The sequence below is a fragment of the Ochrobactrum sp. A-1 genome, from assembly GCF_022488005.1.
Lineage (GTDB): Bacteria > Pseudomonadota > Alphaproteobacteria > Rhizobiales > Rhizobiaceae > Brucella.
Genome location: NZ_JAKVQC010000009.1, coordinates 258,937 through 283,524, shown reverse-complemented (window position 1 = coordinate 283,524; position 24,588 = coordinate 258,937). Strand labels below are relative to the sequence as shown.

The window sequence follows — 24,588 nt, the reverse complement described above, 5'->3', positions numbered from 1 at the left end:
CGAAACACCCTGTCCACAAATTATCTTGACATGGTTTCGGACAAAGGAGATATTTCGGACAGCCTATTCGGACGAAATTGAGCCTAAATGCCCCGCACCTTCGCCTATGTCCGTGTCTCAACAACCGGCCAGACCACCGAAAATCAGATCCAGGATATCGAAGCCGCCGGCTTCCAGGTCGAGCCGCGCCGGATCGTCACCGAGACGGTTTCCGGCAGCACGGCCATTGCGCAGCGCCGTGGATTTTCCAAACTCATGGACCACCTTGAAGCCGGCGACGTTCTCATTGTCACCAAGCTCGACCGGCTCGGCCGTGATGCCATCGATGTCAGCACCACCGTCAAGGCACTCTCGGAAATGGGGGTGAAAGTCTATTGTCTCGCTCTCGGTGGCGCGGACCTCACCAGCTCCTCTGGCATTATGACCATGCAGGTGCTCAATGCCGTTGCGCAGTTCGAGCGGGATTTGCTGATTGAACGGACGCAATCTGGCCTGAAGCGCGCCAAGTCGGAAGGCAAGACACTTGGTCGTCCCTCAACGCTCAACGAGCAACAAAAGCAAGGCGTTCGCGACGATCTCGCAAAAGAGATGAGTGTCTCGGCGATCGCTAGGAAATTCGGAACCAGCCGCCAGACCATTATGAGGGTAAGGGACGAAGATTCACGGTCCGTTCGAGCTTAGCGTACGATTTTAAGCAAATCTTGTTCCGGCCCCGGTATTGGCGCAATCACCGCAATCACAATGTTGATTGAAATGCCCGAACTCGGAAGTTTGGATTCGAAAGAAGCCGCATCTCTCGCAGGTTTGGCTCCGCTTACCAGGCAGTCCGGAACATGGAAAGGCAACGCATACATCAAAGGTGGGCGAAGGACATTGCGATGTGCCATGTACATGCCAGCCGTAGTTGCTCTGCGCTTCAATCCGGATTTAAAGCAAAAGTACACCGCTTTAAGAGAAGTAGGAAAACCTGCAAAAGTGGCCATAACCGCAATCATGCGAAAGCTTATTATAATCGCGAACGCGCTGCTTAAACAGGAACGAATGTGGTCCGATAAAACTGCTTGATTAAAACGGATACTCCACTTTTGAAGGGGAAGTCCAGTATAACAGTGTTGACAGCCAGCAAGCAGAGTCTTACCATCCGAACACACGGATGGATTGTGGAGGGGCAGGATCATCATTGATGATCCTGAGCTTAGATTGAAAAGCTTGGCATGGTAGCGCGTTGGTATGTACTGTCGTTTCAGGCAGGGCGAGAAAATGTCGCTGAATTGAATCTCCAGAGGCAAGGCTTTGAGACTTGGATGCCACGCCAGATTCGTTGGGTTTCCCATGCTCGGCGCCGATACGAACGCCGTATTCCATTCTTTCCCGGATACATGTTCATATCGTTGGACTTGAATAAGCAGCGTTGGCGACAGGTGAACGGGACGGTGGGGGTTAGGTCCCTGATCATGCAAGGTGACCTCCCAGTACCTTGTCCCATCGGGCTGATTGAGGCGCTTCAAACGCAGTTTGGTTCCGAAGGGATCGTAGATGTCGCGGAGACGTTTACAGTCGGCGCGAGTGTCCGCATTACCTCCGGACCGTTTTCGGAAGCTGTCGGAACGCTGGTCCATCTTGATGGGGTAGGCCGTGTCCGTATCCTGCTTAAGATGATGCATGGTGAGGTCGCGGTGTCTTTGCGCGCTCACGACTTGATATCTGCCGCAGCTTAAGCCTGCGGCAACCCACTAAGTCATGCATCTATGATCTTGGTGATCGAAGATGCAGGAACGATCGTCTGACGTCAGTGCTCCGAGTGCACCTCGGAGTGCGGTAGCAATGGTTGAATTGGCGGTTGAACTGATCGCTTCGCGGTGTTGATCACCAGCAATCGAAGATATCTAGATTAGCAAGAGTTGCTATAGCTGATGTATCACTTCGTTAGCACTGTTGCGTACTCGCGACATCCGCTCCTGCGCCGGCGGTACCAACTTCTTGGTGGGCTCATTTTCGCAATTGGTGTCCCGCTCCTTATGCGTATGGGCTTCAACCCCAACGTTGTATTCTCGATCAATCATCAGGTTACAGTGACTGCAACCATTGTCGCGCATCTGATGGGATATATGCTGTACCGTAGGCTATTATCTGGCCTGCGCCGCCGCGCGGATCAGCTCCACCATCTGCCCAGGCAATAGCCGAAAAGCCCATCATGCATTAAGACTGAAATCGGATCACCGTATGGGGTCAGGCCATTATAGGCACAGCACGGTCGGGGGACCGCATCAATGATGCAGGAAGGGAGTGGCAACCATGTCTATTCATGTGCCGTTTTTGGGCAGGCTGAAGTTCAACCCGGTTTATGCTATCAGATCGAAAGAGCGCGTGCTGTTTCGTTCTGAACGCATGGCGCTTACTCTCCTGAGAAGGTGACAGAGTGTCTGCGTCCCCACTCGACAGGAAGCCCAGTCTGCCTCATAAACGCATACTAAAGACGTAGCAAACTATAGCATTATCCCCGTAGATGCGAGGTGGACACTTCCACGACTCGCCCCGCAGTAGACTGGCAGACGGATGAAATCGAATGCAATTATTCCAGACCATATCGTCTGGCTGGACTGGGTGCGCTTTCTAGCAGCTTTTGTGGTTCTCGCGTCTCATGCGAGACATTTTTCGTTCGTCTCCTATGGCTCGCTTGGGAGTTCTGACCAGCATCTGCTTACTGCAATCTGGTTCGCGTCAACTCGTCTAGCTAACGAGGCAGTAATCGCCTTCTTTGTATTAAGCGGCTTTTTAGTAGGTGGTCGTGTAATCGAGAAAGTTCGCAGGGGCTCGTTTCATCCAGGGCAGTACGTACTTGATCGGTTTATTCGTATCCAAGTTCCTCTTATCCCTGCTGTCCTTTTTGCTGCCGCCGTTGCAGCGGTGCAGGGGGAACCGGCTCGTTGGGTAATAACGCTTGGCAACATGCTTTCCCTCCAGGGCAGTATCGTCCCTGTCCACCCAAAGAACGAACCGCTTTGGTCATTGGCTTACGAGGTTTGGTTCTACATCGTCGCTGGTAGCTTAGCCGCTCTTCTTACCTCAAGGCGGTATCGGCTACGTTCCATTCTGATGTTGGCAGAGGCAGTCGCGGTATTCGTTAGACTTGATCCATTTCTGTTCATCCCGTGGGGTGCTGGCGCTATCGCCTATCTTTATCGACCAGAGCGATTCAGATTTTTGCAATCTGGAACAGCGGTGGCACTCATGTTGGGCGCAACGGCTTATAGTCATATGTCTCGCGCCAGCGATTTCATGGGTACCACAGGAGATGCCACCAGTTTGAGACTTGGCATCTTGGGCGTATCGCTCGGTCTCGCCCTTCTCCTCCCTCAGCTTCGGACGGTACGTCTCGGTGCTGCTAGTCGGCTCGCAAAGCTTGGAACCTCGTTAGCAGCATTCTCTTATTCTCTCTATCTTGTTCATGTTCCAGTCCTCTACCTAATGGAGCCGTATTTGAGACCCGCTACAAATATAAGCCTCTTCACGGTCGCGGTTTATTTATTGATGATGGCGGTCTGCATGATTGTGGCGTGGGCCTTCGCAGCTATTTTTGAGGCCAACACTGCTCGCATCAAAGATGCCGTTACCACTCATTTTGGACGGCAAACTGCATCTCCGTAACATTGGGTACTATTCGAACCCTTTTGCAAAGATGGATATTTCCCTTGTGTTGTTCCGTGATGCCGGTCAAATATGCCCCCACTTTGGGGAGGCACGATGAAAGCTACTATCCAACGTTTGCTCGGTCGTTCCGGCTACGAACTCCGTAGGATCAATAAGAAACGGCCGCCATCAAGTGATGCATTTGAGGTTGCGTTCTCGACGTTGATGAGCACCAAGGAATGCGCGGCCATCGTCCAAGTTGGCGCTAACGACGGCACCCTGAACGATCCACTTCATCCGATGTTGCGGAAGTTCTCCGCCCGGACAAAGATACTTCTCATTGAACCCCAGCCAACTCTGATCGCGCGTCTGTCCGAGAACTACAAGTTTCACCCAGATGCCACCATCCACAACGGAGCGGTCGGGATAAATGGGCAGCTTGAACTCTATTCAATCAGCGAGGCAGCCTGGGCGGACCTCGACATTCCATACGCCAAGGAGTGGCCGATCTACCGCGCACCGACTGGTGTAACCTCAGCTAGCCGCAAACATGTTAGTGACTGGCTGGAGCGATATTACAAGGGATCAAAGCCGAAGGATGAAGTCATTGAGCGGCTTCTCGTTCCATCATCACCCTTGCTCCCGCTGCTTGACCAGTACGGCTGGGATAGGTCGATCGACGTTCTGCAGATCGATGCTGAAGGTCACGATGACGATGTCATTTATCAAAGCGACATCGCGCGAACTAGACCCGCTCTGATAAACTTCGAGTGGCACTCCCTCGCTGATGCGTCCCGATCACAGGTGCAGCAGCATCTTGAAATCAACGGTTACACTCTCTACTCCCACGGAGGCGACATGCTTGCGGTATCCGACCGACGCCTGACATCTTTCACCTGAAGTTCACAGGTTCACCTTGTCACTCGGATTAAGGCATTTCGACACCAGGTCGTCCTCTGCAATGTTGCGAGGCTATTACAACGGTTCACAAAGGGTGATGCCGCATGATTATTGTTAAGGCGAAATCGGTAATCAGCGCAATCCAACATGGTGCGCGGTTAGCGATGGATCCCTACCTTCCACCCGCACGGAGGGCAACAGAGGCTGTCGTTGCCGGGATGGCAACAATGCCCTCTCGCTTTGAGAGCTTCTATAAGGCATTCAATAGCGTAGTTCGTCAGGTTGATCGTATTTATCTCTATCTCGACGGGTTCGAAGACATACCGGAACAGATAAAATCTAATAAAAAAGTAAGAGCCTTTCTTTCGAAAGATTACCCGAGCCTACATGCGAATGGCAAGTTTCTAGGCATGATTTTCGAAGAAAGTCCCTGCTACTACCTGTCAGTAGACGATGACATATACTATTGCAGAGATTATGCTCAGCGATTGATTGATAAGATTGACGAGAATGGGCGTAAAGTTGCAGTTGGCTTCCACGGCTACAATCTACAAAGACCTTTTCAGAGGTACACCACAGGCCGCGAGGTGTTCTATTTTCAATCGAAGTTGGCGAAAACCCGTACTGTGGATATCATTGGAACAGGCACCTCGGCCGTCTGGACTGGTACCCTCAGGTTCGATGTCCGCGAATGGCAATATACCAACATGGTAGATCCATGCTTCGCTCTAGAGGCGGCCCGTGTAGCGATGCCATTGTTGTGCATAGCTCGACCCGCCAAGCGATTGGTTACTTTGGACCGCAACCCGAAAAATGCAATCTGGGAGCGAGCTTTGAAGGATGACTCCGTTCAAACGGAATTGTGTCGAGAGGTCTTGTATTTGAAGCAACAGAAGCGCGACAGCCATGTACAATAGGGTAGGAGTTCCACCTTCCATAGAGATCCCTGGCACCCGGTATTCCGTCCCAATCTGCATTATCTCGTTGAGCGATGCGGAGCATAGGCGAGAACGTTTGCTCAAGGCAGGTATCCCCCAGGAGTGGATATCTCACTATTTCAAGGCAACAGACTTGCGAGGCGATAATGGATCGGTCGCCCAAAAATACGTTGATAACTTGGCTATCAACCACTTATATGGGGCACCACTCCGGCCAGCAGAAATCGGTTGCGCTATGTCGCACATCGGCGCTTACAAGTGGCTTGCCTCATCTGAATTTGATTTGATGCTCGTCCTAGAAGACGACATTTTACCGCGATCTAATAGTCATATCGCCGATTTACAGTCGATTTGTACTGCGCTGGCCCTCCCAGCGCACCAAGGGCATGCCTTTATTTGCCACCTGGGTGTAGAAAATAGCTATTTCCGACACGGGAAGGTTCGTGGAGTAAAGTTCCCCGATGGGCGCAGAAGACCCGACATCGTACTGCATTCTGATAAAGGTCGAGACATCTGGCTGGCCCACGCATATTTGATCTCAAAGTCAGCGGCACTTAGAATCTCGAACCAAGGTGATATTAAGTGTCTTGCGGACGATTTTCTTTCTTTTCTCCATAGAGGGGCTATAGAAAATATCTTCGTAGCGAAACCAGCGATCTACGATCAAGACAATGAAATTATGACCTCAGTTCAGTTAGGAGCTCCAAGGTCTCGCAGCGGTCGCCGAAACGTGAGGAAGATGATAAGCAAAACCTTCTATCGGGCTCAAAATTTGTTTACGCATTTCTTCCCATATAATGTCCGGAAATCGTGACTATGAAGGTTGTGATCTGCATCTCTCGCGATAGCGAGCGTTCTGGCGGAAGTTTCCGAGTTGCTGAAGTTGCCATCCGATCTTTGCTGCGTCTCCGAGTCGATGTTCATGCCGTCATTGGCTATGGCGCTGCTGGGCGGATCAAACGACTGCTGGGCGAGAAATGCCACCTGATAGCGGCAAGGTCTTGGAAGGATTATCGGGGCTGGCTCCGGATGAGACGACTTATGAAACACCTGTCTCCCGACATCATCCATTTTGCATCAGCTTCGAACTGGATGGTGGCGTCTACTCTGGGTCTCCGTCCCAGGCGGATTAAGCATCAGCACTTTCGCCCCAATATCGGGGCCAATGCAAACAAGCATATCCGCTACGCTCGGGTGGGGATGGTGGGATCCCATCGAGTAATCGCCATTTCCTATGAAGCAGCCCGACAACTAACGAGCCTCTGCGGCATACCTGAAGGCAAGGTGGCCGCCGTCCACAATGCCATTGATGACGGGTACCTAACTGCCAAGCGCCCGGACCCAACGGACAAGCGCCGACTTGGGATGGCGATCAGGATCGTCGAGGACAAGGGTGTCGAAGACGCTCTAGAGTTGCTCTCACTCCTGCCGGGCAATTATGTTCTCACTGTAGCTGGTGATGGCCCGGCGCTGCCTCGCCTCAAAGAACTAAGCTATCAAAAGGGACTTTCATCCCGGGTCGAGTGGCTCGGTTCGGTGCAGGACATCAACGAATTCTACAGTACAATCGACTACTACCTATTCATGTCTTGGTACGAGGGTTTCGGACTGTCGGTCGCTGAAGCTATGGCCTGTGGGATTCCCGTTGTTGGTCTCATTGGCGATGGCGAAATAGCCGAACCAGAGTACCCTCTGGTCACCGAAGAAAACTCTCTGCTGATAGCCAGGTCCTCTCGGCAGTTCTGTCGGGAGAAAGACGTAAGAACTTTCGAGAAATTGCGAGACGCAATCATTGATCTCGACGCAAATCGCGAAGCGCAGGTTGAGATGATAGAAGCGGCAAAGGCATGGGTTCGTGATCGCTTCTCTTCCGATCTCTACGGAAAGCGCCTGCAGCAAGTCTACCGTGATGCTATTCAATTCCCAAAAGGCCACTGATGAACGCCGCAATTTCGTTCTTCAACAGCATACTTTGGCACCTGATACCGCCTACCCGCGCCTTCGCTCTTAAGCGAAAACTGCTGCGCCTTGCCGGCGCTGAGGTCGGCGAGAACGTTCGCTGTGCTTCGAGCGTCAGAACGTTCGTTGGGGGGCCTCTGAAGCTCGGGGCAAATACATGGGTAGGCCACGACACGCTTTTCATTGGCGGGAACGCTCCCATAGAAATCGGAACTGACTGCGACATTGCTCCTCGAGTCTCATTCGTTACTGGTACGCATAGAGTAGAGGCCTCAGGCCCGAAGGCAGCCGGCGAAGGGTACTCGCTCCCGATAAACGTAGGTGACGGGTGCTGGATATGTGCAGGAGCAACGGTGTTGGGCGGCACTGTGTTAGGCGCTCACTCGATAGTTGCAGCTGGTGCGGTGGTACGCGGCGAGTATCCACCCTACAGTATCATAGGCGGCGTTCCTGCAAAAATACTGGGAAGTCTGCAGCAAGCCACAACGATTAAAACTTCGGCTGGCTGAACTCAGTGAAAAACGGATGCCGAGAGGGCTTCCGTAAGCGGCAAGAAGACCCCATCTGGCGTCGCTGATGCTGGCAGCGTATTTCGGACATACGACCTTCTCTGAGTGTGAGGACCTATGTCTAGGCCTGCGGCTAGCCTTGGAACGATGCGGATGATTGAGGCGGTGCCCGATCGTCTTGACGGCTCACCGCGGCAGTTGCGGCGTAACGTCCCGGTTGCTACCGCGGAGATTTCGCTTTGATGCGAGTGAACCGTCCCACGTTTGCCGGAGGCTAGTTGGTTTAAGTTATGCTGCCATGAGCTGTTCGTCCAGTATGGCATAATATTCTTCTTCGGCCTCTGCGGGCGGGATATTGCCAATGGGTTCCAGCAGACGCCGGTTGTTGAACCACTCGACCCACTCCAATGTGGCAAATTCGACGGCTTCGAAAGAGCGCCAAGGTCCTCGTCGGTGGATCACTTCGGCCTTGTAAAGACCATTAATGGTCTCCGCCAAAGCATTGTCATAGCTGTCGCCAACACTTCCCACTGAAGGTTCAATCCCTGCTTCGGCGAGGCGCTCGGTGTAACGAATAGACACATATTGAGAACCGCGGTCGCTGTGATGAACCAGACCGCCTCGATGGGCTGGACGCCTCTCGTGAATCGCTTGCTCCAAGGCATCCAGCACGAAGCTGGTGTGAGCTGTTCTGCTTGCCCGCCAGCCCACAATCCGGCGAGCGTAAGTATCGATAACGAAGGCCACATATACAAAGCCCGCCCAAGTGGCCACGTAGGTATAATCTGAAACCCAGAGCATATTCGGCGCAGGAGCGGAAAATTGTCGGTTCACATGGTCAAGCGGACATGGAGCAGTTTTGTCGCTCAAGGTGGTGCGAACCGGCTTGCCCCGGATCACGCCCTGCAGGCCGAGATCACGCATCAATCGCGCCACAGTTGATCGGGCAACGGCAAAGCCTTCGCGCTGCATCTGCCGCCAGACTTTACGGATCCCATAAACACCAAAGTTCTCCGAAAATACGCGCAAAATCTCTGGTTTAAGTGCAAGATCGCGCTTCGCACGGGCCGACTGCAGCGCAGGATTGCGGCGCTGCGCTATGCGTTCCCAGTATGTGGATGGGGCGATCGGCAGAACACGGCAGATCGGCTCGACCCCATAGTCATCGCGGTGCTCGTCGATGAAAGCAATCATTTGCGAAACGGGCGGTCGAGCTCCGCCTGGGCAAAATATGCCGAAGCCTTACGTAATATCTCGTTGGCTTGCCGTAGTTCACGGTTCTCACGCTCCAGGGCTTTTAGGCGATCTGTCACTTCGGTGGACACACCTACCCGTTTGCCACTGTCGATCTCAGCCTTCTTAACCCAGTCATGCAGGGTGGACGGTACACAGCCAATCTTCTCAGCTATCGAAACCACTGTCGCCCAGCGAGAAGGATAATCTCGTTCATGATCCAACACCATGCGGATCGCGCGTTCCCGAACCTCGGGTGCAAATTTGTTCGTCGTCTTGCTCATAATGGCTCCTTCTACTCAAGAGTTGGAGCCTCCGGCAAACGTGGGACGGTTCATAGATAGCGAGCACGCGTTCCCTGAGCGGAGAGACTAAGGAGCATGAAAAATTCGTTCGGTTTATAATCTGAAAGGCTGGATGGTTTTTTTCACGGGATGGCCAGAGCCGATGCTGCATGCTGCCTTGGGCCTTTTGATCTACCTCGTCGTACTGGCGTTAGGGCGCTCAGCAACAATCGCACTCGGGGCAATTCTGGCAATACAACTCGTCAACGAGGTTAACGACTACGTGATCAAGGGACAGCAGGTGACGACGTTCTTGCTGGGCGCTTTAGGCGATACGATTGTGACCGTTGCTATTCCTACCATCATCACTGTCGTACTGCTCAGTTTTTCACGCCAAGACATGAAGCCCCGCTTCACACCGGACTCAAACCGATGATCTTTGATGATGGTCAGCATGCTATAGCCGCGGTGTCTCGGCTGCCGAGGGCGCATTGACCTGCATCAATCTTAACGCGACGGGCATCAAAAATCTTGAGCTGTGTCGTTCCTGTAACGCGTCATTTCTGCCACGTTTTGCTTTGAAAAAGTAATTCAGTATAACAGTGTTGACAGCCAGCAAACAGCGTCTTACCATCCGAACACACGGATGGATTGTGGAGGGGCAGGATCATCATTGATGATCCTGAGCTTAGATTGAAAAGCTTGGCATGGTAGCGCGTTGGTATGTACTGTCGTTTCAGGCAGGGCGAGAAAATGTCGCTGAATTGAATCTCCAGAGGCAAGGCTTTGAGACTTGGATGCCACGCCAGATTCGTTGGGTTTCCCATGCTCGGCGCCGATACGAACGCCGTATTCCATTCTTTCCCGGATACATGTTCATATCGTTGGACTTGAATAAGCAGCGTTGGCGACAGGTGAACGGGACGGTGGGGGTTAGGTCCCTGATCATGCAAGGTGACCTCCCAGTACCTTGTCCCATCGGGCTGATTGAGGCGCTTCAAACGCAGTTTGGTTCCGAAGGGATCGTAGATGTCGCGGAGACGTTTACACTCGGCGCGAGTGTCCGCATTACCTCCGGACCGTTTTCGGAAGCTGTCGGAACGCTGGTCCATCTTGATGGGGTAGGCCGTGTCCGTATCCTGCTCAAGATGATGCATGGTGAGGTCGCGGTGTCTTTGCGCGCTCACGACTTGATATCTGCCGCAGCTTAAGCCTGCGGCAACCCACTAAGTCATGCATCTATGATCTTGGTGATCGAAGATGCAGGAACGATCGTCTGACGTCAGTGCTCCGAGTGCACCTCGGAGTGCGGTAGCAATGGTTAAATTGGCGGTTGTGCTGATCGCTTCACGGTAATGATCACCAGCAATCGAAGATATCTGGATTAACAAGAGTTGCTATAGCTGATGTATCACTTCGTTAGCACTGTTGCGTACTCGCGACATCCGCTCCTGCGCCGGCGGTACCAACTTCTTGGTGGGCTCGTTTTCGCAACCGGTGTCCCGCTCCTTATGCGTATGGGCTTCAACCCGAACGTTGTATTTTCCATCAATCATCAGGTCACAGTGACTGCGGCCATCGTCGCGCACGTGATGGGATATATGTTGTATCGGAGGCTTGAGACCTTCCCCGGCATGACGGCCTATAGCAATATCCTTCCAACTTTCGCCTTCACTTACGGCCTGGTCTTCGTAACGATCTTTTTCTTCAGACTGGATTACAGTCGTTTCCAAGCGTTCGGTTCGTTCTTCATGTCAATCTCATGGTATTTCGGGATTAATATGTTTGTGCGACGCCGTGAACCCTATCGGCTTGCGGTTATCCCCGGAGGGGGCGCCGATCGTCTGCAGTCCGTGCGTGGAGTTGTCTGGCAGGTCCTTCCATCACCGACAGCTGCTGTGGGCCGAGTGCAAGGCGTCGTCGCAGATCTACGCGCCGATCTCTCAGACTCATGGGATCGGTTCATCACAAGTTGCGTGCTGACCGGTACACCTGTGTACCATGTAAAGCAGGTGCTGGAGTCACTGACCGGTCGCGTGGACATTGAGCATATCTCGGAAAATACCTTGGGATCGCTTAATCCCAACCAGGCATATCTCCAGATAAAGCAGATCGTCGACTGGTTGGCCGCGCTCTTCGTACTGGTGATTGCCTCACCGGCGTTCTTGATTGTGGCTACAGCAATACGCCTTGAAACTCCGGGTCCGGCTTTGTTCCGTCAGGAGCGTATCGGTTATCGCGGCAAACGCTTTTTGGTGTACAAGTTCAGGACGATGCGCTGCATTGACGGCACCCCGGAGGACAAGGAGAGTGCAATTACGCGTGTTCGGGACCCTCGCATCACCCGTCTAGGGCATTTCTTGAGACGAACGCGGATTGATGAACTGCCACAGCTCATCAATGTTTTGCGTGGCGAAATGAGTTGGATTGGACCCCGTCCCGAGGCTGTAGTATTAGCGCAGTGGTATGATGCTGAATTGCCGTTCTATCCCTACAGACACATCGTTCGTCCGGGCATCACTGGCTGGGCTCAGGTCAATCAAGGGCATGTAGCGGCCGTGAACGAGGTGCATGAGAAACTGCACTACGATTTCTATTACATCAAGAACATCTCTCCCTGGCTCGACCTCGTCATCGTGATGCGAACGGTCCGGATCATGTTTACGGGCTTCGGGGCGAAATAATGGAAGCCGTCAGGAAAGGAACAGGTACGGGTGAAGCGTTCAATGAACGGGCGAAGCTGCGCATGACGGCGACGACAAGCGATTCGACGGCCAATCTGCAGGAGATGGCCCTACCTCAGGCCCTGCGGCTGCTCTTCGACCACCTGTCGCCGGAGCGCCGGCGGGCATTTCTGCCTCTGCTGCTGCTGATGCTCGCCGGTGCCGTGGCAGAAGTCGTGACGATCGGTGCCATCGTGCCGCTCCTCGCCTTCATCGCCGCACCTGCAGGCATGCCGATCAAGAACGATGCCGCGGCCAGACTGCTGAATTTTCTCGGAGCAGGGGATCCGGCCACGACGGTCTATATTGTCACTGGCTTCTTTGCGTTGGCCGCGCTGATAGCAGCCGGGCTTCGATTGCTGCTCCTGCAAGTCAGCAACAGCTTCATCTATGGCATTTCCTACGAACTGGGTGTGAAACTATACGCAGACACGCTGCACCAGCCCTACACCTATCACACGCAACGCAACTCCAGCGAAATCATCGCATCGATCAACAAGGTGCAGATGGTGACCAACGGAGTGCTCGTCCCGATCATGCAAGCCGGTATTGCCTCTGTGATTGGCCTCTTCATCATCGCGGGCCTCGTGATCATCGACCCGACGGTCGCGGTCGTCGCCGGTATGGGCTTCGGGGCCATCTATCTTGTCGCCTCAGTTACAGCGCGCAAGCGGCTACGCCGAAACAGCCGCGTGATCGCCGCTGCCCAGAGCCAGCGCGTAAAGACCATGCAGGAAGGCGTGGGCGGTATTCGAGACATCCTGCTCGATCGTTCGCAGCCCGTCTTTGTCGAAATCTATGAAGAAGCAGAAGCGGGCTTCCGGGATGCGCGGGTCAGAAATGCCGTGCTTGGTGGAGCCCCCCGTTTCATTGTTGAAGCTGTCGGCATGGTGCTGATCGCGATTGTTGCAGTGGTGGTTGTCCAGCGTCCCGGTGGCCTGGCTGCTGCACTACCGGTCCTTGGCGCCCTGGCGCTTGGAGCACAGCGTCTGTTACCATTGATCCAACAAGTCTATAGCGGCTGGGCATCGGCAATGGGCAATAGGAGCGTCGTCGTGGATGTGGTGGCGCTCCTCAGCAGGCCAGCCGCCTGCATGCCTGAAGAGTCGCCCCCGCTCCCGTTCGAACACTCGATCAAGCTAGATGAAGTGACCTACGCCTATCCCGGTGGAAGGAATGCGGCGCTTCAGGGTATAAGCCTTGAAATCCCGAAAGGTGCGCGAGTCGGTATCGCGGGCAAGACGGGCAGCGGGAAATCGACGCTGATGGACATCGTCCTAGGGCTTCTTGAGCCTCAAGCAGGCTCCGTCCTTATCGATGGTGTTGAGCTCACACCCGCAAACCGCGCGGCGTGGCAACAGAACATAGCGCATGTTCCTCAGGCCATCTTCCTCACCGACGCGAGCATTGCGGAGAACATCGCTTTCGGTATGCGTGCCGAGGACATCGACCATGATCGTGTCCGCCGTGCCGCAGAGCAGGCAGAACTCGGCGACGTCATCGCAGCCCTGCCTCAGGGCTATAACACACGCGTCGGCGAACGCGGCATCCAGCTTTCCGGCGGTCAGCGCCAGCGCATCGGCATCGCCCGCGCACTCTACAAACAGGCGAGCGTGCTGGTTTTTGATGAGGCGACAAGCGCACTCGACACTGAAACGGAGAGCGCGGTGATGGCTGCCATCGAACGCTTGGATCGCAACCTTACCATTCTTATCATTGCGCACAGGCTTTCGACGCTGGAGGGGTGTGACATGGTGGTACGGTTAGATGAACAGCCACCGACTCGAGTTTCAACCCAAAGGTGAGACTAAGCATGCTTTCTAGCAGAGGTGTAGGAGCTCTCAACATGGATCTCGCAGGGGCGATAGGTCAGTGTCAGCGGAGAGGCGATCCTATCAAGAGAACGTAGTCGTCATTCATCTATCAGAGGGAGAGTTGTTCTCAACGATCTTTGTCCCGCAAGTTATCAAACCAATGTCCCTGCTGCGAAAGGTCGGCTTTGACGTGCAGATTGTGAACATCGTTCCGGTCGCAGAAGTGCGCAAATCTCGGACAGTTCAAAGGCTTCGGGATTTCGCGAGATCAGTTTACGCTGAACATGACATTACGATTCGGTATATATTTTCAGTCCCTTTCAGACCTTTTCGGATCGCTAGCAATGTATTCATGCTCCGGAGGAAGGTATCGAAATAGTCTGCGAAAACGCAGGTTATCCTTCATTGTAGAGGAAGTGGGGCCACTAAGTACGCCAATTTAGCTGCAAGGGGGCTTCCAAACGTAAAAGTGTTGACGGACGTTCGCGGCTTCCTCGGTCCGGAGTATCTTCTGGCGGTAGGGTGCGAAGATCTGGACTCTTCAAACATGGACGTCAGACGACAATACAATCTGATTGAAGAAAATCAGGAACGATCAATCAAAGATGCTCACGCAGCCATATTTTAACGATGAAGGATGCACCTTCGAAGGGGAGGAGCTCGATTATTCAATCCGGGCTCGCGCGGTGGGTTTCGATTTCCGCTATGTCGGGGCGGCAACCGTTCTTCATGACAATATTGCACGCAAGGGTGAAGTCGGACGCGATCGACGCGAACGCTGGGTCTATAATTTCACCCGAGTTTTCTTCAAGCATTTTCCGCGGCGGGCTGCCTTGCCGTTGGCACTCCGGTACTTTCTGAGCCATCTTGTCTCGGGGGTGCGCACCCATGGGGTGCGCTTCGTGATGCCTTTGTGGAAAGCAGCCTTGCGTGGCTTCGATGATGGGCGTGGACAGCATAGTGCTGTGCCGAGCGAGGTTGTGGAATTTTATCTCAGTCCGGATCTTCGTCCGGAATTCGGTAACATGCCCCTTTGGCGTAAGATTACTCGGAAAGCCATCAAGGGGTGAGGAGCAATCATTATTTAATGACAACCGGTTTTCCAGCCAGAGCAATGTCGCGGCGGATACCTACCGCCCGCATGGATTTCTGGGAGTACGCGCCCCTGGTGCTGGCGCTGACTTTGCGGGTTGCGTCAGGGCCGACGGCAAATCTCAGTTATCTGTTGGTTGCCGGATATGCGCTTCTCGGGAAACCGCATGCAATCCGCGCTTTGGCGATGTCATGGCTGTTCACGTTGATGAGCCCCGGCATCGCGCCGGCTGCAAGCGCCGGCGCGGTTGGACGGTATGCAGTGTTGTTCGCAACAGCGTTGTCGGCGATGATCCACAGCGGCTTTTTCAGCCACCCACGCCTGCGTCCGTTCACTGTTGCGACGATCATGCTAGGTGGCTTTATCATCGGCCATTCCGTGCTGTTCAGCCCCATGGTCGATGTCTCCGTCTTGAAAGCCGTGTCGTGGACTCTGGCAATGACCACTTCGATTTCCATCTGGTGCGGGCTGTCTGCCTGGGAGCGGGAGCAGGTGTCAGAGCAGATCTTCTGGGGGCTGGTTATTCTCCTCGTGGTCAGCCTGCCGTTGGCGGCAACTCCGCTCGGTAACATGCGTAATGGCTCTGGATTTCAAGGCATTCTGAACCATCCTCAGGCATTTGGCCCCACGATGGCATTGCTTGGCGCGTGGGCGACCGCGCGCCTGCTTGGTGTCGGCCACAGACCGCCATGGTGGTTGATTGGCGTTGCCGGCGCGACGCTTGTTTGCATCATGATGTCAGAGGCAAGAACCGCCGGATTGGGGATGATCCTCGCCATCTCGCTTGCTGTCATGATAGGACCGGGCCTGGCCGGTCGATCCATCGGGCAGATGCTTCCCGGTTTGCGTAGCGCCCGCGTCTGGGGTATTCTGCTCGCCGTCGGCATTGCCAGCATCGTCATGGCACCAGTTATTGCCACGAGTGTCCAGCACTACATCACGAAGTCAGGTCGAGCGCAGGTCGGCAGCCTCCTGGAAGCTTACGACCGTTCTCGTGGTGGGCTGATGGACGAGATGTTTGCCAATATCGCCGAGAAGCCGCTCACCGGCATTGGGTTTGGCATCGACTCTCATCCGGAAACAATGGATGTGTCGCGCGATCCAATCCTTGGTCTCCCTGTCGGCGCATCCATCGAAAAAGGCGTGGTCCCGGTCGCGATTCTGGAAGAACTTGGAATATTAGGTGCTTTTTTCGTCCTCCTATGGGTGATGCGTCTGTTGCGCAGCGGCGCGCGAGGCGGTGTGGCACCGCTCGCTGTCTGTTTGACGGTGATTGCATTGAACATGGGCGAAGCAACCTTTTTCTCGCCGGGTGGGCTCGGTCTTCTTCCCATGATCCTTATGGGTTGGGCTTACGCCAATGGGCGCTCGAAGGTGGAATTCCGACGCCATGGCTGATCCTGTCTGGTTCTGGCAGCGGATCGTTTCGCCGCACATGGCCGTGCTTGCCTCCGCGCTTGCTGCTAGGGGGAGGGAAGTCACCTATGTCGCCGAGCGGGAAATGTCGGCTGAGCGGGCAGCACAAGGCTGGATTGCGCCATCCTTGGGAAAGGCGGAACTGCGCCTTACGCCTTCGGTTGACGAGGTAATGAGAGCCGTCCAGGCAGCACCCACGGACAGTATCCATATCTGCCAAGGCCTTCGCGGCAACGGCCTAGTCGGGGAAGCGCAGAAGCTCCTTGCGGCACGCGGCCTCCGTCAGTGGGGTATTCTGGAAACGATAGAGGACAGCGGTTGGCGCGGGATTTTCAAGCGGATGGAGTACCGCCGCTTGATCTATCAAGCAGGTCGTCGTCTTGAAGGCATTCTTGCTATTGGCGATGGAACAGCAAGATGGCTCGTCGACCGCGGAATGCCGCAGGAAAGAGTTTTCCCATTCGCCTATTTTCTGCCTGAGGGGGACGTTCTCGACAGCACAGATTTCGATCCTGCCATTCCGTTCCGCTTTCTGTATGTAGGACGATTGATTGAGCTCAAGCGCGTGGATCTGCTCATCGATGCCCTAGCGACCATCAGTGGACACGATTTCGAGCTGATAGTGGTAGGATCCGGCCCGCTGGAAGCTGCGCTTAGCGCCCAAGCCGAAGAGAAGTTGCCGGGCCGTGTCCGCTGGGTCGGAAGGCAGCCCATTGACAAGATCCCCGAGATCATGGCGAGCGCGGATTGTCTCGTCCTCCCGAGCCGCTACGACGGATGGGGGGCCGTTGTTTCAGAATCATTGATGACGGGAACGCCAGTTATCTGCTCAGATGCTTGCGGGTCGGCGGTCGCTGTCCGTGCAAGCGGACTCGGCGGGGTTTTTCGAACGGGTGATGTCTTGTCACTTCGTGGTTCCCTGTGGCGAAGCTTGGAAGCTGGGCGGCAGATCTCTTCTTCCCGTCACAGCCTGGCCGCATGGGCGCAGTGCCTCGGTGCAAGGAGTGGGGCAGAGTATCTCGATCAGATCCTTGCATATTCCGTAGGCGGGCCAGTTTCGAAAACCCTTGTCGCTCCGTGGCAAAGAGCGGTTGAACTTCTTGAGGTTTGCAGGTGAGAATTATTCACGTTGTTCCGTATATTGGTGAGGAAGCGAGCGGCCCCGCTTATTCCACAACGACTTTGAACAGGTCCATGAGAGATTTGGGCCTGGCTTCCCAGCTCATTGCTACCGACAACGCTGAACAAGGATCGGAAACCACCGTCGACGGGCTAAGGTTCTTCCCTCGTCGAAAAGTTTTGTCCCGGCTCGGTCGTTCTCCGGAAATGCTAAGATGGTTGGAAGCAGAGGTATCTATCAACACGGTGGACATCATCCACAACAATAGTCTCTGGATGATGCCGAATGTTTATCCTGGATGGGTAACAGCCGGTACGACTGTGCCGCTTGTGGTTTCGCCACATGGAACATTTTCTCAGTGGGCGATGAAACGCTCGCGTAGTGTGAAATTCCTATTCTGGCATGCGCTGCAGAAACGTGCACTCGCTCATACCGCGCTTTTCCATGCCACGGCGGAAAGCGAATTCGAGGACATTCGCCGCGTCGGTTTTCGGCAGCCGGTAGCGGTCATTCCGAATGGTATAGACGTTCATCCCGTCAGCGAGCCGCCGCCTTCGTCCGAAAGAACGCTTCTGTTTCTGGGGCGTGTACATCCTGTAAAAGGAATAGACCTGCTCTTGAAGGCATGGTCGGTTCTTCATGCTTCCTTTCCAGAATGGCGTCTGCGCATCGTTGGGCCCGGAAGTGAGAGCTACGTTGCAGATCTCAAGAAGCTAGCGGTTTCATTGGCCGCAGAGCGTGTTGACTTCAGTGGTCCGCTTTACGGCCATGAAAAATTGCGTGCCTATAAGGACGCCAGTCTCTTTGTGCTTCCAACTCATTCCGAAAACTTCGGCATGGCGATTGCCGAAGCTCTGGCATCCGGACGACCGGTCATTACCACCAAAGGTGCACCATGGTCCGCACTCGTTGATCATCGCGCAGGCTGGTGGATCGATCTAGGCGTCGAGCCCTTGAAGCGTGCTCTGCAAGACGCGATGAGAAAGGACCCAAGCGACCTTGCTGCCATGGGCGCTCGGGGACGGGCGTGGATGGAGCGGGACTTTTCATGGGACCAGATCGCAGCGCAGATGATCGAGTCCTATCGATGGGTACGAGAAGGCGGCACGCCGCCAGCATGGATACGGAATGACTGAAACAGCAGATACGGTGGGTCGGGATAATAGCGAGCAATTCGCCAGGTGGTCGGGCGGCACCGTTCCCATAGCGGTGGTGATGATCAGCCTCAACGAAGCGCACAATATGCCAGCTGTGCTTAAGAACCTGAAAGGTTTTGCCTCAGAAGTGTTTCTCGTCGACAGCTATAGCAGTGATGAAACGGTTGATATTGCTCTTGCGCATGGGGTCCACGTTGTTCAGCGTAAATTTCGTGGCTTTGGCGACCAATGGAACTACGCTGTGAACGAATTACCCATCGCGTCGACGTGGACAATGAAGCTGGATCCAGATGAGCGGCTCACCGACGAGCTGAAGCAGAGCATCGCCGAGATCATAAAGAGTGATCGCGCCGGCGCCTTCACTCTTCGGCGTCGGCTGTGGTTCATGGGGCGTCCTCTGCCAGTGATCCAAACGATCCTCAGAGGTTGGAAAACCGGAACGTGTAACTTCAGCGATGTCCTAGTCAACGAACATCCACTTGTTGAAGCTCATAGGATCAAGGCTAGGGGCTTTCTAGAGCATCACGACAGTCCCGATCTGCACCATTGGTTCGAGAAGCAAAACCGATATTCATCCGCAGAGGCGCTCAATTCTTACCGAGGTGGCCGACTTGCTGCTACACCAAAGCTCTGGGGAAACAAGTTGCAGCGTAGGATGTGGTTTAAGTCGAAACTGATGCAATTTCCGCTCCGCTCGCTTGTCATATTTCTGCACGCATATCTAGTTCAGGGTGCCTGGCAGGCAGGGCGTGTCGGCTTCATCTGGGCAAAGTTGAGGTGTCAGGTTTATCAAATGCGTGCCCTCAAGCTGCTTGAGATGCGTATGAATTTCAAAGAATTGAATGTTCCGGCGTCGCCAACAGGCACTCCCCATCCTGACGCGCTCCAAGCCTGAGTTGTTTCATGAAACAAATTCTCCAATCGCTTAAGACCGGCGCTACGGAAGTTGCTAAGGTCCCTTGTCCTGCCATTGAGCGGGGGCAGGTGCTGATACGGTCGTCGCGGACGCTAGTTTCGGCAGGTACGGAACGAATGCTGGTCGACTTCGGCAAGGCCGGGCTAATCGGCAAGGCGCGGCAGCAGCCGGACAAGGTCCGGCAGGTTCTCGACAAGATCCGCACCGACGGCCTCGCGCCGACGCTTGAGGCCGTGTTCAACAAGCTCGACCAGCCTTTGCCGCTCGGCTACTGCAATGTCGGCCAGGTGCTGGAAACCGGCAGCGGCGTCAGCGCATTTGCGGCCGGAGCTCGCGTCGTGTCCAACGGCAAGCATGCCGAGATCGTGTCCGTCCCGGTCAATCTCTGCGCCAGGGTCCCCGATGCCGTTTCGGATGATGAGGCTGCATTCACGGTGCTCGGCGCGATTGCCCTGCAGGGCATCCGCCTGGTTCAGCCCACCCTGGGCGAAGCCGTTGTCGTCACCGGTCTTGGTCTCGTCGGGCTGATGACGGTGCAGTTGCTTCGTGCGCATGGCTGCCGCGTTCTTGGCCTCGACTTCGATCCTGCCAAGCTGCGACTGGCTGAAAAATTCGGTGCCGAGACGGTCGATCTTTCGCAGGGTGCTGATCCTGTTTCTGCGGCGCAAAGCTTTTCGCGCGGCCGCGGAGTCGATGCCGTCATCATCACCGCTTCCACCAAGAGCAACGAGCCGGTGCACCAGGCAGCCCTGATGTGCCGCAAGCGCGGCCGCATCGTGCTGGTTGGCGTGACAGGGCTCGAGCTTTCCCGCGCTGATTTCTACGAGAAGGAACTCACCTTCCAGGTCTCCTGCTCCTATGGTCCCGGTCGCTATGATCCGGACTATGAGGAAAAGGGCCAGGACTATCCGGTGGGCTTCGTCCGCTGGACCGAGCAGCGCAATTTTGAAGCCGTGCTCGACATGATGGCCGACGGGCGGATCGATGTGAAACCGTTGATCTCGCACCGCTTTGCCATCGATGATGCGCCGCGCGCCTATGAGATCGTCAGTGGCGCGGAAACTTCGCTCGGCATCCTGCTCGACTATCCGGGTGCGGCGCAAGGCGAGCAGCCTGCACTCACCGAACGGACCGTGACCTTGGCACAGGGCCCGGCAGCACCGGCAGGCAAGGCCGCGGTTGGATTTATCGGATCGGGCAATTATGCCGGCGCGGTTTTGATCCCGGCCTTCAAGGCGGCTGAGGCTCGGCTGGTCAATGTGGCCTCCAGCGCCGGGGTCAGCGGGCTGCATGTCGGGCGGAAGTTCGGCTTCGAAAAGACGACCACGGATGTTGCCGAGCTTCTTGCAGATTCCCAGCTTAATGCAGTGGTCATTGCCACTCGTCACGATACGCATGCCGACCTCGTCTGTCGCGCGTTGAAGGCCGGCAAACACGTCTTCGTGGAAAAGCCACTCGCCTTGTCCGAGGATGAACTTGCCGCGATTACGGCCGTCAGGAATGAAGTGGCCGAAACGGCGGGTGCTGCCCCGCTTGTCATGGTGGGTTTCAACCGCCGCTTCGCGCCGCAGGTGCAGAAGATCAAGGACCTGCTTGCCGGGGCGTCCGGCCCCAAGGCATTCGTGATGACCGTCAATGCCGGGGCGATCCCAGGCGAACACTGGACGCAGGATCGGGCGATTGGTGGCGGCCGAATTGTCGGCGAGGCCTGCCACTTCATCGACCTGTTGCGCCACCTGGCGGGAAGCGAGATCGTCTCGCACGATGTTCGCGCCATGGATGCCCAGAGTGGCGATACGGTGACGATCACCCTTGGTTTCGATGATGGATCCATCGGCACGGTCCACTATTTCGCCAATGGTTCGAAGAGCTTTCCCAAGGAGCGGCTGGAAGTGTTTTGCCACGGTCGGATCCTGCAGCTCGACAATTTCCGCCGCCTGCGCGGCTTTGGCTGGCCGGGCTTCAGCCGCATGAATTTATGGCGACAGGACAAGGGACAGAAGGCCTGCGCGGCTGCCTTCGTGCAGGCGATAGAGGCAGGATCTCCCGCGCCCATTCCCTTTGAAGAATTGCTGGAAGTCAGCAGGGTGACGATTGCGATCGTGGGGCAAGCTTGACAATGATTTCTGAGGATGGACCGCTGGTCGACATCATCGCCGGTGCGCGACCGAATTTCATGAAGATCGCGCCGATCATCCACGCTATCGAGAGGCGAAAGGCTGCGGGTAGCCGGTTAAGGTACCGGCTTGTTCATACTGGCCAGCACTATGATGCGCGCATGTCGGGCGAATTCTTTGCTCAGCTCGGCATCCCGGCTCCCGATGTGAACCTCGAAGCCGGATCGGGCACGCAGGCTGAGCAAACCGCAGCCATCATGGTTCGCTACGAGAAGCTCCTTCTGGAGGCTCCAAGCAGCCTTTGCCTGGTGGTTGGCGACGTCACCTCGACCATGGCTTGTGCCATCACCGCACAAAAGCTGAAGATCCCGGTCGCCCATGTCGAGGCCGGCATCCGGTCCGGTGACTGGTCGATGCCAGAAGAAATCAACCGCATGGTGACGGACGCCATTACCAACTGGTTTTTCACCACCAGCGAAAGTGCCGGCGAAAATCTCCGTCGCAACGGTGTGGACCCTGAGCGCATCTTCTTCGTCGGCAACACCATGATCGATACGCTCATGGCCAATATGGAGCGGCTGCGGCCGCCGTCCTTCTGGGACGAACTTGACCTGGTCTCCGGACAATATCTTGTCGTTACCTTGCATCGTCCCGCAAATGTCGATGCTGTCGCCTCATTCGAGCGGCTGTTGGCTGCGATTGGCGAAGGTACGCACGGCCTGCCGATCATTTTTCCGGTGCATCCGCGGACAGCCAGAACGCTTGAGGTACTGCCGGGGCTTCCGCCATCAATCCGCTTCGTCGAACCCCAGCCTTATCTCGAGTTCAACTACCTGGTCCGCAATGCCAAGGCGGTGATCACGGACTCGGGTGGCGTCACCGAGGAGACGACAGTCATGGGGGTGCCTTGCATGACCCTGCGCGACAATACCGAGCGTCCGGAAACCGTCACGGTCGGCACCAACGAGATCCTCGGCACAGATCCGGCCGCTCTTGCCCCCGCTTTGGACCGTTTGTTTGCCGGTCGCTGGAAAAAGGGCGACATACCTGAGAAGTGGGATGGTAGGACCGGCGAACGTATCGCTGAAGCACTGGAAAGCATGCTCGCATCGTGACCTCGAAGCCGGTTCTTCTGTGGGAGACAGTCCGTCACTTGCGGCCGGTGCAGTTCTATGGCCGGCTGTGGTTCCGCTTGATGCGCCCGAAACCGGACCTGCGCCCTGCACCGCCGCTTCGTGAGACGTCGCAGCGATGGGTGCAGCCGGCTTGCCGGGTGCAGAGGCAGACTGGACCAACCGAGTTTCGTTTCCTGAATGAGATCCATGATCTGTCGAAACTCGGCTGGGACGATCCTGCAGTTGCCAAGCTGTGGCGCTATAATCTGCATTACTTTGATGATCTGAATGCCGAAGGGGCGGAGGACCGCACCGCCTGGCACGAGGCATTGATTATCCGCTGGATTGCAGAAAACTCGCCAGGTTCAGGATCAGCTTGGGAGCCGTATCCGACATCGCTGAGGATCGTGAACTGGATAAAATGGGCCCGGCGTGGAAATCAACTGCCGGCGGGCGTGGTTGCCAGTCTGGCCGTACAAGCCCGGTGGCTGACGCGGCGGCTCGAATACCATCTGCTCGGCAACCATCTTTTCGCCAACGCAAAGGCGCTGGTTTTCGCCGGATGCTTCTTCAGGGGGGATGAAGCCGCTTCGTGGCTGCAACGCGGCTTGCGCATCCTTTCCCGCGAAGTTCCGGAACAGATACTGGGCGATGGCGCGCAGTTTGAATTGTCGCCCATGTATCACGCGCTCGCGCTCGAAGACATGCTCGACCTCGTGAACATGATGCGCAGCTCTGATGAGCCTGTTCCCGAAGCCTGGGAGAAGAAGATCGTTGAGATGCGGGCATGGCTCGCCGCCATGAGTCATCCGGACGGAGGTATCGCTTTCTTCAACGACGCGGCTTTTGGCATTGCGCCTTCAGGTGATGAGTTGGAGCGATATGCCTCAAACCTGGGATTTGCGCCTACGAAGGGTATGGCGGACGAGTGTACTCACCTCCAGGACAGCGGTTACATCCGCCTTCAGAACCAGCGCGCAGTGACGTTGCTCGACGTCGCACATGTCGGGCCGGACTATCTTCCCGGACACGCCCATGCCGATACCCTGTCATTCGAACTCTCGGTGGATGGAAACCGTGTGATCGTCAATTCCGGAACGTCGCTTTATGGCAATGGGCCCGAGCGCGCGCGCCAGCGCGGCACCGCAGCCCATAACACGATCACGATAGACCAAAAGGACTCCTCTGAGATCTGGTCCGGCTTTCGCGTTGCCCGGCGTGCACGCCCTCAAGGCCTTGAGATGAGGAAGTCAGGCAATGAGTGGGTCGTGTCCTGTTCCCATGATGGTTACCGCTGGCTGGCCGGTAAGCCGGTTCATCATCGCACATGGGAATTCGGCCCGAACAAACTCCTTGTCATGGATATGGTTACGGGACGATTCCAACATGCCGAGGCGGTATTCCACTTTCATCCGGATCTGACGGTGACCCTCTTCGAAGATGGTCGGTCGGGTATGGTGGGCAAGGGTGCAACGACCTTGTTGCGCTGGACGGTCTATAGGGGCCTCGCGACCCTGCAACCGTCAACCTGGCATCCTGAATTCGGTGTTTCGCTGCCGTCGCAGCGGCTCGTAATACAGCTTGTTGATGGCGAGTGCGCCATGCAGATGACCTGGTAGGTCCTTCGCGCAGCGGTATCCGATTTACAAAGTTCTTGCTGACCC

The 24,588-nt window shown here is 55.5% G+C and carries 21 protein-coding genes, 1 pseudogene and 1 other annotated feature; of the genes and pseudogenes, 21 read left to right on the top strand and 1 reads right to left on the bottom strand.

From position 1 onward, the window contains the following. Nucleotides 1–87 precede the first annotated feature (87 nt). The 9 genes and pseudogenes from MKS82_RS28660 to MKS82_RS29740 all read left to right on the top strand — a co-directional run bounded on the left by MKS82_RS28660 (nucleotide 88) and on the right by MKS82_RS29740 (nucleotide 7,936). A complete protein-coding gene (locus MKS82_RS28660) occupies nucleotides 88–681 on the top strand; it encodes a recombinase family protein (RefSeq protein ID WP_240579630.1) in 594 nt (197 codons plus the stop codon). 30 nt (nucleotides 682–711) lie between these two features. Then, nucleotides 712–1,065, top strand: a pseudogene (locus MKS82_RS28655) (transposase); the annotation flags it as partial. A 149-nt stretch (nucleotides 1,066–1,214) separates the two neighbouring features. Continuing rightward, a complete protein-coding gene (gene nusG / locus MKS82_RS29745) occupies nucleotides 1,215–1,718 on the top strand; it encodes a transcription termination/antitermination protein NusG (protein WP_445558106.1) in 504 nt (167 codons plus the stop codon). 838 nt (nucleotides 1,719–2,556) lie between these two features. Then, a complete protein-coding gene (locus MKS82_RS28650; RefSeq protein ID WP_240579629.1) occupies nucleotides 2,557–3,648 on the top strand; it encodes an acyltransferase family protein in 1,092 nt (363 codons plus the stop codon). Between the two features lie 96 nt (nucleotides 3,649–3,744). Further along, a complete protein-coding gene (locus MKS82_RS28645; protein WP_240579628.1) occupies nucleotides 3,745–4,530 on the top strand; it encodes an FkbM family methyltransferase in 786 nt (261 codons plus the stop codon). A gap of 104 nt (nucleotides 4,531–4,634) precedes the next feature. Further along, nucleotides 4,635–5,447 (top strand): hypothetical protein, encoded by an 813-nt coding sequence (locus tag MKS82_RS28640; RefSeq protein ID WP_240579627.1) that lies wholly within the window; start codon nucleotides 4,635–4,637, stop codon nucleotides 5,445–5,447. Then, complete coding sequence (locus MKS82_RS28635; protein WP_276313513.1) at nucleotides 5,437–6,282, top strand: glycosyltransferase family 25 protein; 846 nt, start codon at nucleotides 5,437–5,439, stop codon at nucleotides 6,280–6,282. Before MKS82_RS28640 ends, MKS82_RS28635 begins: the two co-directional genes overlap by 11 nt. A 2-nt stretch (nucleotides 6,283–6,284) precedes the next feature. Beyond that, nucleotides 6,285–7,406, top strand: coding sequence for a glycosyltransferase family 4 protein (locus tag MKS82_RS28630; protein ID WP_240579625.1), 1,122 nt, complete (start codon nucleotides 6,285–6,287; stop codon nucleotides 7,404–7,406). Further along, a complete protein-coding gene (locus tag MKS82_RS29740; RefSeq protein ID WP_445558105.1) occupies nucleotides 7,406–7,936 on the top strand; it encodes an acyltransferase in 531 nt (176 codons plus the stop codon). Before MKS82_RS28630 ends, MKS82_RS29740 begins: the two co-directional genes overlap by 1 nt. Before the next feature lie 288 nt (nucleotides 7,937–8,224). Here MKS82_RS29740 and MKS82_RS28625 read toward each other — a convergent pair. After that, a protein-coding gene (locus MKS82_RS28625) for an IS3 family transposase (RefSeq protein WP_240579624.1) occupies nucleotides 8,225–9,453 on the bottom strand; the annotation gives its coding sequence in 2 pieces (ribosomal slippage) (nucleotides 8,225–9,165 and nucleotides 9,165–9,453; 1,230 coding nt in all). After that, nucleotides 9,056–9,172 (bottom strand) — a sequence feature (AL1L pseudoknot). It overlaps the preceding gene by 117 nt. Nucleotides 9,454–9,586: 133 nt before the next feature. Between MKS82_RS28625 and MKS82_RS28620 the strand changes: the two genes are divergently transcribed. The 12 genes from MKS82_RS28620 (at nucleotide 9,587) to MKS82_RS28565 (ending at nucleotide 24,543) form a co-directional block, all read left to right on the top strand. After that, nucleotides 9,587–9,889: a hypothetical protein gene (locus MKS82_RS28620; RefSeq protein WP_240579623.1), complete on the top strand. Its 303-nt coding sequence runs from the start codon at nucleotides 9,587–9,589 to the stop codon at nucleotides 9,887–9,889. Nucleotides 9,890–10,160: 271 nt separating this feature from the next. Further along, nucleotides 10,161–10,664 (top strand): transcription termination/antitermination NusG family protein, encoded by a 504-nt coding sequence (gene nusG / locus MKS82_RS29595; protein ID WP_276313512.1) that lies wholly within the window; start codon nucleotides 10,161–10,163, stop codon nucleotides 10,662–10,664. A gap of 300 nt (nucleotides 10,665–10,964) precedes the next feature. After that, nucleotides 10,965–12,137, top strand: a complete 1,173-nt coding sequence (locus MKS82_RS28610; RefSeq protein WP_240579621.1) for an exopolysaccharide biosynthesis polyprenyl glycosylphosphotransferase — start codon at nucleotides 10,965–10,967, stop codon at nucleotides 12,135–12,137. Further along, the gene (locus tag MKS82_RS28605; protein ID WP_240579620.1) at nucleotides 12,137–13,981 is read left to right on the top strand and encodes an ABC transporter ATP-binding protein; all 1,845 of its coding nucleotides are present in this window, start codon (nucleotides 12,137–12,139) and stop codon (nucleotides 13,979–13,981) included. Before MKS82_RS28610 ends, MKS82_RS28605 begins: the two co-directional genes overlap by 1 nt. A gap of 584 nt (nucleotides 13,982–14,565) precedes the next feature. Continuing rightward, nucleotides 14,566–15,060 carry a glycosyltransferase family 2 protein gene (locus tag MKS82_RS28600; RefSeq protein WP_240579619.1) on the top strand — a complete coding sequence of 165 codons (495 nt, stop codon included), beginning with the start codon at nucleotides 14,566–14,568 and terminating at the stop codon, nucleotides 15,058–15,060. Nucleotides 15,061–15,077: 17 nt separating this feature from the next. Continuing rightward, a complete protein-coding gene (locus MKS82_RS28595) occupies nucleotides 15,078–16,481 on the top strand; it encodes a hypothetical protein (protein ID WP_240579618.1) in 1,404 nt (467 codons plus the stop codon). Next, entirely contained in the window at nucleotides 16,474–17,616 is a 1,143-nt protein-coding gene (locus MKS82_RS28590) for a glycosyltransferase (RefSeq protein WP_240579617.1), read from the top strand. Before MKS82_RS28595 ends, MKS82_RS28590 begins: the two co-directional genes overlap by 8 nt. Then, nucleotides 17,613–18,755 carry a glycosyltransferase gene (locus MKS82_RS28585; protein WP_445558104.1) on the top strand — a complete coding sequence of 381 codons (1,143 nt, stop codon included), beginning with the start codon at nucleotides 17,613–17,615 and terminating at the stop codon, nucleotides 18,753–18,755. Before MKS82_RS28590 ends, MKS82_RS28585 begins: the two co-directional genes overlap by 4 nt. After that, nucleotides 18,748–19,671, top strand: coding sequence for a glycosyltransferase family 2 protein (locus tag MKS82_RS28580; RefSeq protein WP_240579615.1), 924 nt, complete (start codon nucleotides 18,748–18,750; stop codon nucleotides 19,669–19,671). The genes MKS82_RS28585 and MKS82_RS28580 overlap by 8 nt, the downstream gene beginning before the upstream one ends. Before the next feature lie 8 nt (nucleotides 19,672–19,679). Next, nucleotides 19,680–21,809: a bi-domain-containing oxidoreductase gene (locus tag MKS82_RS28575; RefSeq protein ID WP_240579614.1), complete on the top strand. Its 2,130-nt coding sequence runs from the start codon at nucleotides 19,680–19,682 to the stop codon at nucleotides 21,807–21,809. Nucleotides 21,810–21,811: 2 nt separating this feature from the next. Further along, a complete protein-coding gene (gene wecB, locus MKS82_RS28570; RefSeq protein WP_240579658.1) occupies nucleotides 21,812–22,924 on the top strand; it encodes a non-hydrolyzing UDP-N-acetylglucosamine 2-epimerase in 1,113 nt (370 codons plus the stop codon). Further along, entirely contained in the window at nucleotides 22,921–24,543 is a 1,623-nt protein-coding gene (locus tag MKS82_RS28565; protein WP_240579613.1) for a heparinase II/III family protein, read from the top strand. The genes wecB and MKS82_RS28565 overlap by 4 nt, the downstream gene beginning before the upstream one ends. Nucleotides 24,544–24,588: the final 45 nt, after the last annotated feature.